Origin of the sequence: Dyadobacter sp. CY261 (assembly GCF_021440085.1) — a bacterium.
GTDB lineage: Bacteria > Bacteroidota > Bacteroidia > Cytophagales > Spirosomataceae > Dyadobacter.
In genome coordinates, this window is record NZ_JAKCPW010000013.1 from 41,876 (window position 1) to 49,481 (window position 7,606).

The following is a 7,606-nucleotide window of genomic DNA, read 5'->3' on the forward strand; positions in this document are numbered from 1 at the left end:
CCCTCACATTCAAAACAGTTCCAACTGCCCGTTCCAGCCTTTTGGTTTTGGGGCTTTGCCTTTTACGGTCCGGCCTTCGTATTTCCAGGAGTTGTCGCGCTCGTGCTGCACGATGTCGTTGAAGCGGTTGTTAGGTTCAAAGTCCTTTTCGAGCTGCGCGGATACTTTCGAGAGGTTTTTTAATGCATCGGATTTGTCTTTGTCACCCATTTTGGCGAGTTGAATGGCGCGGTCAAGGGTGAGAATGGACTCATCATAAACGGTAATGGGCACCGGAAACGGATGGCCGTCTTTGCCGCCGTGGGCAAACGAGAAGCGGGCCGGATCGCTGAACCGTGACGGCGTGCCGTGGATGATCTCGCTCACCAGTGTCAGCGACTGAATGGTACGCGGCCCGACACCTTCCAGCATTAGCAGCGATTCCATATTGTCGACAGGATTTTCATGGGCCAAAGCAAGGACGGCCCCCAGCCTTTTGAGGTTCACGTCTCCGGCCCGGACGTCATGGTGGTCGGGCATGACGAGCCGTGATATTTCCCGCATGATCTTGTCCGGATTCTCTTTCGTCAAGTCCAGAATGCCGGTGCGGGTGGGCGCGGCATCTTTGGCGGTCAGGTTCAGAATATTGCCCTGGTTCTGACCGTAAATGAATGTATGGGGCTCTTCAATGAATGACAGGATGCTAGGCGAGTGCCAATGATAGCGGCGTGCCAGGCGATCGTCGGTGTTCATTCCTTGTTGGATCACCGCCCAGTTTCCTTCTTTGGAAAGGACAAATGAATGCAAATAAAGCTGAAAGCCGTCTTGAATGGCTGTGTTGTCAACCTTGGCGGAAAGTTTACTATGATGCACAAGCAAATGTCCGTCTAGCCCTGTTTTGTCGGCGATTGCAAGCAGCTCGGCGGGTGTTTGCCTGGAATATTTGCCTCTTCCACCACAAAGATAGATACCCAGTTCCGACGATTTACGATTGACCGATTGCTTCAACGCCCCCATCACCGACGTGGTAATGCCCGACGAATGCCAGTCCATTCCCAGTACGCATCCCAGCGACTGAAACCAGAATGGATCACTCATTTTTTGCAGCAATGCATCGCGGCCATATTCCATCACGATCGCCTCCACAATAGCGCCACCCAACGAGCTCATGCGTTGCGCAAGCCATAGAGGTACTTTCCCGTAATGCAGAGGTAAATCAGCGTGACCACTTTTCATAATGGATTCAATTTACGAAAAATAGGGGTAGCGGAGGGTAACCGGCGGGGGATTAATGGCCGCCCCGGTTTCCCAATGGTATAATTTTTTGTTAAAATGCAGCTTTTAAACACGTTTAATCTTTAACTGATCCGGCGGCCTCTATGGTTTTACAGGTTATCATTACCCTTGTACTCGTTCTGTTGAATGGCTTTTTTGTCGCTGCGGAATTTGCGATAGTTAAAATACGTGCGTCGCAGCTCGAACAAAAGGCCCAGGAAGGGAACAGGATGGCAATTCTTTCCAAGAAAATTGTCGCAAACCTGGATGGTTACCTCGCGGCGACGCAGTTCGGGATTACGCTGGCAAGCCTTGGCTTGGGTTGGATAGGGGAGCCGGTGGTGTCCAAAATGATCATCGGGGCAATGGATTTGGTGGGCCTGTCGGTTGACCCCGAATTAGCGCATCACATTGCCTTACCTACTGCATTTGCCATTATTACCGTTTTGCATATCGTTTTTGGGGAACTCGCGCCGAAATCGATCGCTATCCAGCGGCCTGAGTCCACCACGTTAGCTTTATCCTATCCGTTGCATGGATTTTTTCTCGTATTCAGACCGGTTGTGTGGATGCTAAATGGTATTGCGAATGTGATTTTGAAAGGGGTCGGCATTAGCCCGTCTCATGGCAGCGAGGTACATAGTAGCGACGAGTTGCGCTATCTGGTTCAGCAGCAGAAGGATAGTGGATTGATCGAAGCGGCTGATTACGATCTTATCAAGAATGCATTTGATTTCTCCGAACGAATAGCGAGGCAAATTATGATCCCGCGCCCGCAGATTGTCGGGATCGATATTAATGATTTTTCGGAAGCCAAGCTTGAAAAAGTAATAGAAGACAGTTATTCCAGAATGCCGGTTTATGAAGATACGCTGGATGAGATAATCGGGGTTTTACATTTGAAAGACCTGCTTTTGAAAATGCGGCAGGGCAAAGAAATCGTATTGCGAGAACTCATCAGGCCAATCGCCACGGTGCATGGTTCTAAGCCTATCGGTGTTTTGCTCCGTGAGTTTCAGCTGAGCCGCCAACAAATGGCTGTGATTATCGATGAATATGGCGGCGTGAACGGCATTGTAACGATGGAGGATATTTTGGAAGAGTTGGTAGGGGAGATTCAGGATGAATATGACAATGAATTGCCTATTGTTAAAAACGAAGCCGACAATACTTATACCGTACAAGGTTCAGCGCCGATCGGCGATGTGAATGACAAGCTGCCGCACGACATTACCAAAAGGCCCGATTATGAAACACTGGCTGGTTACCTGATCTGGAAGTTCGGCCGCATTCCGGCAGTAGGCGAGAAGCTCAAGACGAAGCATTATGAGTTTACGGTGCTCAAAAAGCAGCGAAGTACGATTACGTTGGTTAAGATCGCGGTTTTGGTCGTTTAGTCCTTTGGGTTGTCAGATTTAGTCAGAAAGTTGTCGGTTGTAGTCAGGTATTGTCAGAAATATTTCGGATGGCTCGAAATTTAAATGTGCTGCTGTTTTTGAATTTTCTTGTATTGTGTGGAATGGGGTGCGCGCGTAGGAATCCTGGCAAAAAAGGCGACCATTTCCCCACCTATGAAGAAATGCGGGCGAAGGGTGTCGACATTTACTCTCCGACCATTTCACGTAATCCAGATGGACTGCTTCCGGACGGGCAACAATCGGTCAGGATCATTAGGATACCCTCATATCAGGGAGCATTCGAACTGCCGGCTGATAGTGTGGTTTATTTTTTGAATAACAGGAAGGTGAAAAGTCAGAAGAAGGCAAAGAAAGAGATCGAGGCTATGGCAGAGGATGTCGGGCAGATTTCCATCGGAGACGTAGGCCCTGGTGGTAAACGCGCAGTTAGAATCGAATATGTGCCAAGGCCCGTGAAAGATTAGGCCTCATTGTAAAGTTTCAAAACAGTTTGCCGCAGTTTTTTCCCCGTATCACTCAGTACAAATGCAATACTCTCGGCCATATCCGCCGCAGAAATCCATTTGTTGAAATCGGAGCCGGGCATGGCTGCGCGGTTATCAGGCGTATCGATGATGCTCGGGACGATCACCGTTGCGGTTATATTTTTTGATTTTCCTTGGGCATTAATGAGATCGGCCATTTGGAAAATCAGTGATTTTGAGAGAGCGTAGGCAAAGCTTCCCACGCCAGCCTCTGCGATAAGCGCAGGGCGTGCGCCTATGAAGATGAACTGACCGCCTCCATTTACCTCAAAATGCTTCATTAAAGGCTTAACGATATGGAATGCCGTTTTGAAATTCATCGTCAGCATTCGTTCGATGTCCGCATCGGTGGTCTCGGTCAGTCTGGCCATTGCGAAACCGCCTGCCAGTAGTACGCCTGCTTCGATTTTTCCGGCATTAACGATTGCTTCCGCTACAAATATTTCGGCTTGTTCGGCATTAGCCAGGTCGGCCAGGTAGTTCGAAACATTCGCATTGTCAGCATAGGCGTCGGCTTTGCCTTCTCGGACATTTATATGCAAGCCATAACCAAGCTCTGTGAGTTTCCTGACAACATCTTTACCGAGGTTTCCCGTGGCTCCGCTGACGATGACTTGTTTGGGCATGGTTATGGCTTTTTAAATGTTTATTTATTTAAAATATCAATCAGGAACTTGCGGAATGGTTCAGCGAATTCCTTTCTTTTTAAGGCAAACTCGACGGTCGTTTTAAGGTAATCGAGCTTGTCGCCGATATCGTGGCGCTTACCTTCGATATGGTGTGCAAATATATTCTCCCGTTTCAAAAGCAGCAACAGCGAATCAGTAAGCTGGATTTCATTGTTCTTGCCTTTCGGTGTCTGCTCGATGGTGTTAAAAATCTCTGGAGTCAGAACGTAACGTCCGGCGATGGCGAGGTTCGAAGGCGCTTTATCGATCGCGGGCTTTTCAATTAAGGTCGACAATTCTAAAATAGTGTCACTCAGCGAGTTTCCGCCTACGATACCGTAACGGTTCACTTTATTGGCGGGTACTTCCTCCACCGCGATCACCGATCCGCCGTATTGTTCGTACGTGTCCATTAATTGTTGCGTCACGGGAATTACGGAATCCATAATGGTATCGCCTAGCAGGACTGCAAATGGCTCGTTACCAACATGGTGGCGTGCATAGTAAATAGCGTCACCAAGACCATTTGCTTCTTTCTGGCGCACAAAATGAACATTCGCCATGTCGGCAAGGCGGCGCATTTCATTGAACCACATCAAATCTTCCTTCTCCTCCAAGCGGCTTTCGAGCTCCACATTGCGGTCGAAATGGTCCTCGATGGCACGCTTGCCTTTTCCGGAAATGATCAGGATATCTTCGATGCCCGAGTCCACCGCTTCCTGCACCACATATTGAATGGTAGGAATGTCGATAATCGGGAGCATCTCTTTCGGCATCGATTTGGTTGCCGGCAAAAATCGGGTACCAAGCCCGGCGGCAGGTATAACAGCTTTACGAATCATAGTTTTGGCCATCAGCTGGCGGTGGTATTACCGTCAGCATTGTTCTGTTTAAGTTGAACGGGCTTCGGGCTCCGGCCCTTCCACCATTTTAAATATAGTTGAGTATAAAAGTAATTAATGACTAACCCTGACCACTCTTGACAACATCCTGACCATTCCTAACAACTGCCCTAAACCACAAACGGCCTGATCACACGCGCATTGAATTTCTTCAACTGCACAAAGAGCTGGTTAAGCATATCGTCGTCCTTATAAATGCCGATAATGGTACCGCCCGAGCCTGCAAACTTGGCAGATGCCCCGCAAGCCCTGGCCGCATTGATCAGCTTCTTATTTGATTCCGGTACATTATAAATTTTACAACGCAGATCGAAGTTTTCATTCATCAACTGATGCAGGTCATCCGACCGGCCTTCGAGCAATGCGGTCCGCCCATCTTCCGCCTTTTGGGCGATTTGCCCGAGGACATCGATTACATCCTGCTCGCCGCGGTCATAACGGGTGCGTACGTCGTTGTGCACCTTACCTGAGACTTTGCTGAGATTTGTATTATAAGCCACATAAAGTTTTGGCAGTAGTTCGGGGTTAATGCGCTCGTAGCGGCCATAACCTCTCGTCTGGATCATTGTTTTGTCAAAATCCATATACACACAGCCTTCATAGCATTGGATCACGCGGTCCTGCAAGCCGGCCGTAATGCCTAGTTCCTCGGTTTCTGTTACCATTACCAGCTGCGGCAATATTTCAAGTGGTATTTCCACTTTATAAAACTGCATCAATGCCCGGAACAATGCGACAATGATCGCACTGGAACCCGACATACCCACTTGCCGAGGAATGGAAGACCGATAGCGTGCCGTGAAGTTCTTGTTGGGAAGCCGGATATTTTGTTCCTCACAATAGTCACCGAATTTCTTAATACCTGCTTTAATCAAAGGAATGCCGCCATTATAACCCAGCATATTTACCGAATCGCGGAGATGGAAAATGCTCCGGAACGTGTTTAGGTCCTGGGGTTGAGGCTCAATATGCAGCTCGGGCGACTCGTATAGCGATATCGATGCACCGAAGTTTCTTACAGATATGGAAATCGTTTTTCCGAAAAAGCCATCAGAAGGATTGCCTAAGAGCCCGGCACGGGCATAGGCGCGTGTTTCAATGATCAATGTAAATGCTTGTTTAGCCGGAAGTAATAACTATTTGGACGATAAAATACCATTTTGCCCTTATAAGCGGGCTTTTCAAATTTTTACCTAATGCGGGTTGAAATCTATGAACGAACCGGCTGGAAACAAAAAAAGCGGGATAAAAATATCCACGCTTTTCGTAAGAGGAACGGTCTATATATGTTATTGCTTCACAACCTGAACGTTAGCGATCAATTTCACGTCGTCACCTACCACAACGCCACCTGCCTCAGTCACTGCACTCCACTCGAGGCCGAACTCTTTACGGTTGATTTTACCACTGATTTCGAACCCTGACTTGTTGTTACCATAGAAGTCGGTCATGTTACCGCCGTACTCTACCGCGAAATCGATGGGCTTAGTTACGTTTTTCACAGTAAGATCGCCGTGAAGCTTGTAAGAATCGTCGCCTTTCTTGTCTAGTTTACCTGAGAAAGAAAGTTTAGGATGGTTTTCAGCGTCGAAGAAATCTGGTGATTTCAGGTGCGCATCGCGTTGAGCCTGGTTAGTATCTATACTGTCCACGTCGGCCGAGAAGTGCACGGTAGCACCGTCGAAATCTTCGGTTTCAGTTTCAATGCCGCCTTCAAAGCTTTTGAATGCGCCGGTTACAGTGGAAATCACAAGGTGTTTCACTTTGAACTGGATTTCTGAATGTGTAGGGTCAATCACCCATTTAGTAGTAGCCATGACGTATGATTGTTTTTTTTTGTGTATCAACATTTAATGTATATACATGTAAATGTAAGAAATAGTTTCAAATACATAAAAAAATCCCGGAAAAATGTTTCCGGGATGGTGACATGTACAAAAGATGACGTTACTGGGGCATGACGAAGATATTTGGATCGACCTTCGGGTTTACCTCCAGCGAAGTGATTTTAAGGCCCATTTTCGTGCCGGGCATTGCGGACGTCGTTACTTCGGAAGTGAACGGATAGTAGATGCCATCCACAGTCCGGAAGTCGGATTGTGTGTTTTCAGACATAATATCCTGACCATTGACGGTTGTCTGCGCGACAATTTTCAGAATGTAAAATGTGTCTTTTGAAATATAGTTGATCCGACGAACCCCGCCCGGCAAAGTCATGGTCACTTTGTAAACCTTCGCACCCGCGAGATCTTCTTCGCCATCGAGCGTCAGCTTGTAACCTTTCTCCTTATAATTGTAAAGGCCTGTCAGGTCGGTTTCATTGGCTAGGGACTTCACCGCATCTTCCGGTAGGGCAGTGGCCTTGGCATTCCCTGCCATCGGGTTGATGGCCCATCCCGTGTTACCATTCACAGCCTGTATGACGGTCATTCCCTGCACTGTAGTCTCGCTGCGAAAGCCTTTGTTCTGCACGATCGTCGTGGTAATGGGTACTTTCATATTCATAATGTCCATCTCGGCGCTAATTTTCATGCTCTGCAATTTGCCCAGCTTCTCGCCCCCCATTGCTTTGACATGTTTGGAAACAATTTCGTCGAGGTTTTGAGCGCCAACTGCGCTTGAAATACAGATTGCGATTGATAATGAGAGTAGTTTGAAAAGGCTTTTGGGATGTTGCATAAAGGTGTGGTTGGTTGATTTTGTCTCGCGGAAATAGTCAGATATTGTCAGTAGGTCAGGGGTGATATTAGTAAATAAACAAAAAAACGGCCGGATTGTTGCAATCCGGCCGTTTGGAATATGGTTTGGAGTAACCTTAGTTTTTCAATGCTTCGGCACCA

General features: G+C 47.6%; 8 protein-coding genes. 2 read left to right on the plus strand and 6 right to left on the minus strand.

Features of this window, described 5'->3' with window-relative positions; all coding sequences use genetic code 11:
* Positions 1-9 precede the first annotated feature (9 nt).
* Positions 10-1,215 carry a DUF763 domain-containing protein gene (locus LZD49_RS28820; RefSeq protein WP_234671374.1) on the minus strand — a complete coding sequence of 402 codons (1,206 nt, stop codon included), beginning with the start codon at positions 1,213-1,215 and terminating at the stop codon, positions 10-12.
* Positions 1,216-1,358: 143 nt separating this feature from the next.
* On the opposite strand from LZD49_RS28820, the gene LZD49_RS28825 reads away from it, so the two are divergent.
* Together LZD49_RS28825 and LZD49_RS28830 are read left to right on the plus strand one after the other, a co-directional pair.
* Positions 1,359-2,651 (plus strand): hemolysin family protein, encoded by a 1,293-nt coding sequence (locus tag LZD49_RS28825; protein ID WP_234671376.1) that lies wholly within the window; start codon positions 1,359-1,361, stop codon positions 2,649-2,651.
* Positions 2,652-2,719: 68 nt separating this feature from the next.
* Complete coding sequence (locus LZD49_RS28830; RefSeq protein WP_234671377.1) at positions 2,720-3,136, plus strand: hypothetical protein; 417 nt, start codon at positions 2,720-2,722, stop codon at positions 3,134-3,136.
* Here the strand turns inward: LZD49_RS28830 and LZD49_RS28835 are convergent.
* The 5 genes from LZD49_RS28835 to LZD49_RS28855 form a co-directional block, all read right to left on the minus strand.
* Positions 3,133-3,822 (minus strand): SDR family NAD(P)-dependent oxidoreductase, encoded by a 690-nt coding sequence (locus tag LZD49_RS28835; protein ID WP_234671378.1) that lies wholly within the window; start codon positions 3,820-3,822, stop codon positions 3,133-3,135. The two genes, LZD49_RS28830 and LZD49_RS28835, sit on opposite strands and share 4 nt — an antisense overlap.
* Before the next feature lie 20 nt (positions 3,823-3,842).
* Entirely contained in the window at positions 3,843-4,706 is an 864-nt protein-coding gene (gene galU, locus LZD49_RS28840) for a UTP--glucose-1-phosphate uridylyltransferase GalU (protein ID WP_234671379.1), read from the minus strand.
* Positions 4,707-4,876: 170 nt separating this feature from the next.
* Positions 4,877-5,872, minus strand: coding sequence for a mevalonate kinase (locus LZD49_RS28845; RefSeq protein WP_234671380.1), 996 nt, complete (start codon positions 5,870-5,872; stop codon positions 4,877-4,879).
* Between the two features lie 183 nt (positions 5,873-6,055).
* The gene (locus tag LZD49_RS28850; protein ID WP_234671381.1) at positions 6,056-6,583 is read right to left on the minus strand and encodes a YceI family protein; all 528 of its coding nucleotides are present in this window, start codon (positions 6,581-6,583) and stop codon (positions 6,056-6,058) included.
* A 130-nt stretch (positions 6,584-6,713) separates the two neighbouring features.
* On the minus strand, positions 6,714-7,445 hold the full coding sequence (locus LZD49_RS28855) for an outer membrane lipoprotein-sorting protein (protein WP_234671382.1): 732 nt from the start codon (positions 7,443-7,445) through the stop codon (positions 6,714-6,716).
* Positions 7,446-7,606 lie beyond the last annotated feature (161 nt).